This window comes from Gilliamella sp. Fer4-1, from assembly GCF_001690515.1.
Lineage (GTDB): Bacteria > Pseudomonadota > Gammaproteobacteria > Enterobacterales > Orbaceae > Gilliamella > Gilliamella apicola_C.
Genome location: NZ_LZGZ01000142.1, coordinates 1 through 2926 on the forward strand (window position 1 = coordinate 1; position 2926 = coordinate 2926).

Sequence of the window (2926 nt, forward strand, 5' to 3'; positions counted from 1 at the left end):
ATTTTTAAATACGATGAACAGAAGTTGTATTAGTGGTGCCGCTTGGAACTAAAGCGCCTGAAACCATAACGATAATATCACCTTGTTGTAAACCGCATACTTTTACTGCCATCTCTTTACCTAAGCGATAAAAATCATCAGTTGAGTTGATTGAATCAATTAAAATAGGCTCTACACCTTTGGTGACCGCTAACTGATTAACTGTTTTTTGGCTAGATGATAATGCTAAAATACGAGCTTTTGGGAAATAATGGCGAACTTCTCGAGCTGATTTACCACTACGGGTTGCAACAACAATAAGTGGGGCATTTAGACGCTCAGCGATTTCTACAGCACCACAGCAAACAGCTGCTGTTATACGTAATTTTTCTTCTTTTGAGGTTAATTCTAATGACGCTGGAATTGTGCCATCAGTACGTTTACAGATAGTTGCCATGACATTGACTGTTTCTAAAGGGTATTTACCTTTAGCACTTTCACCAGAAAGCATAACAGCATCCGTACCATCAATAATTGCATTAGCCACATCGCCAGCTTCGGCACGAGTAGGGCGAGGGTTTTTAATCATTGAATCAAGCATTTGTGTTGCTGTAATAACAGGTTTAGATGCTTTATTACATTTTTTGATCATCATTTTTTGAGCAAAAATAACTTCTTCAACAGCAATTTCCACACCTAGATCGCCACGAGCCACCATAATACCATCGGAAGCTTCAAGAATCTCATCAAAATTATCTAAACCTTCTTGGTTTTCGATTTTTGAGATGATCTTAATATCCTCGCCACCATGGGCTTTTAAGTGTGCGCGAATATCTTCGACATCCGAACGCTTACGAATAAATGATGCAGCAATAAAGTCAACGCCTTGCTCGCAACCAAAAATCAGGTCGTTTTTATCCTTTTCTGCAAGGGCAGGTAACTTAATTGAGACGCCGGGTAAATTAATACCTTTATTTTCACCAAGATCACCATTGTTTAAAACCGTACAGATAACTTCATTGCCTTTGATTTCTTTAACATCCATAGCAATCAAACCGTCATCAACAAGTACACGATTACCAGGCTTAAGATCATGCGCAAAGCCATCATAGGTCACTGCAACTCGTTCGGCATTTCCAATGACACTTTTGTCGGTTGTAAAAGTGAAAGTTTGGCCTGCAACAAGTGATACATCATTACCGCCTTCTAATTTAATGGTGCGGATCTCAGGTCCTTTGGTATCTAACATAATTGCTGCTTTTAAACCAGTTTCCTGCATTACTTCTCGTAAGTTTTTAATACGGTTACCATGTTCCTCATAATCACCATGAGAAAAGTTTAAACGCATAACATTCATTCCTGCGTTTAATAGTTTTGCTAACATTTCTTTTGATTCAGATTTTGGTCCGATAGTACAAACAATTTTTGTCTTTTTCATAATAGTATCTACTTAGTAATTTATTTAATGTTAATGTTAATGTTTTAATTTAAAAATTCGATAAATCAACGTTATGCAAAAAAAAACCAATGACAAGGCATTGGTAAGATAGGCTAAAAGTACTTTTTGTAGCTTTAAACAGCTACAAAAGTCACCTAAAATATCTGAAGAGTATGATAATTTCATCAATAAGTTAAATCCTTTAAAAATTACCCTTATTATATTCTTAACAGTATTTTAAATAAAGTTTTTTATATCATACATATTTTTGCTTATAAAATAAACTAATTATAGCCACTAGATAGATGCATTTCAGCCATAGTATCAAGCCAATAAAATGTTTGAATTACATTAAATCTTTAAGTTGGTAAATCAGCTCATTTTTTTCATTTTTTAAGATTAATTGATTATTGGTTAAATCGATCTTTGCGCCATTAACTATTAACTGTTCAATGATATAGTCTAATTGGTTTAATTGTTCGTCATTACAAAGCATTTTAGTCATTATAACACCTGAACCTTTAATGTTATCGCTATCCAAAGTAACCTGGCTAGAAAACTGATTACACATTTTGCCTGTTATAGTCATCTTTTCACCAAATATAATGTCAGCTTGATCATCTAAAGAGATATCTTGGCCATTTGCTTTAGTGAGCACAAAACGGTGATGCATAAGATCGGTATCTTGTATTTTCTTTGATTCATTACAACCATACATAAGCAAAGAAGAAGAAAATAGTGAAATTAGCAATAACGTTTTTTTCATTTGAACTCCTACTAATAGGTTAAATTTGCTATAATTGAAGTTAAGTTTTACTTTAAATAAAATATTTGGTCTCTATGTTAACGCAAAAACAACTAAAAGATCTTGATACAATGACTTTTTTAGATAAGCATAAAATTATTAAACTAGCCCAAAAAAGTCAAACTATAGCTGATATAGATGCCAATATACAAAGTGCTATTTTACATTACCAAGCTAGAGTAGCGTTGTTACCCCAAAAAATTAATTTTCCAGCTAATTTACCAGTTGTTGAAAAAAAACAAGCAATTTATGATGCAATTAAGCATCATCAAGTCGTTATTATTGCTGGCGAAACAGGCTCGGGAAAAACCACCCAGATACCTAAGATCTGCTTAGAATTGGGGTTAGGGGTCAAAGGATTTATAGGTCATACTCAACCACGGCGTTTAGCTGCACGTTCTGTGGCTAATCGTATAGCCGAAGAGTTGAAGACAGAAATCGGACAATTAGTTGGCTTCAAAGTGAGATTTTCTGATCACGTTAGTGAAACGACTCTGATTAAATTAATGACTGATGGTATATTACTTGCAGAAATTCAAAAAGATAGACTTTTATTGCAATATGATACTATTATTATTGATGAAGCGCACGAACGCAGCTTAAACATTGATTTTATTTTAGGGTATTTAAAACAGCTGTTACCTAAACGTCCCGATTTGAAAGTTATAATAACATCAGCAACTATTGATGTAGAACGTTTTTCT

Annotated in this window: 3 protein-coding genes; 1 reads left to right on the forward strand and 2 read right to left on the reverse strand. The window is 33.9% G+C overall.

The features are described from left to right. Positions 1 to 4: 4 nt before the first annotated feature. Together pykF and A9G30_RS04995 are read right to left on the reverse strand one after the other, a co-directional pair. Positions 5 to 1417 (reverse strand): pyruvate kinase PykF, encoded by a 1413-nt coding sequence (pykF, locus tag A9G30_RS04990; RefSeq protein ID WP_065579392.1) that lies wholly within the window; start codon positions 1415 to 1417, stop codon positions 5 to 7. Between the two features lie 346 nt (positions 1418 to 1763). Then, complete coding sequence (locus tag A9G30_RS04995; RefSeq protein ID WP_065588248.1) at positions 1764 to 2183, reverse strand: META domain-containing protein; 420 nt, start codon at positions 2181 to 2183, stop codon at positions 1764 to 1766. Between the two features lie 74 nt (positions 2184 to 2257). Here A9G30_RS04995 and A9G30_RS05000 point away from each other — a divergent pair. Then, on the forward strand, positions 2258 to 2926 hold a 669-nt coding region (locus A9G30_RS05000; protein ID WP_141672000.1), incomplete at its 3' end, for a DEAD/DEAH box helicase.

Excerpts from the sequence above, each read along its gene's own strand:
- pykF (WP_065579392.1), bottom strand. The coding sequence starts at position 1,417 with ATGAAAAAGACAAAAATTGTTTGTACTATCGGACCAAAATCTGAATCA.
- A9G30_RS04995 (WP_065588248.1), bottom strand. The coding sequence starts at position 2,183 with ATGAAAAAAACGTTATTGCTAATTTCACTATTTTCTTCTTCTTTGCTT.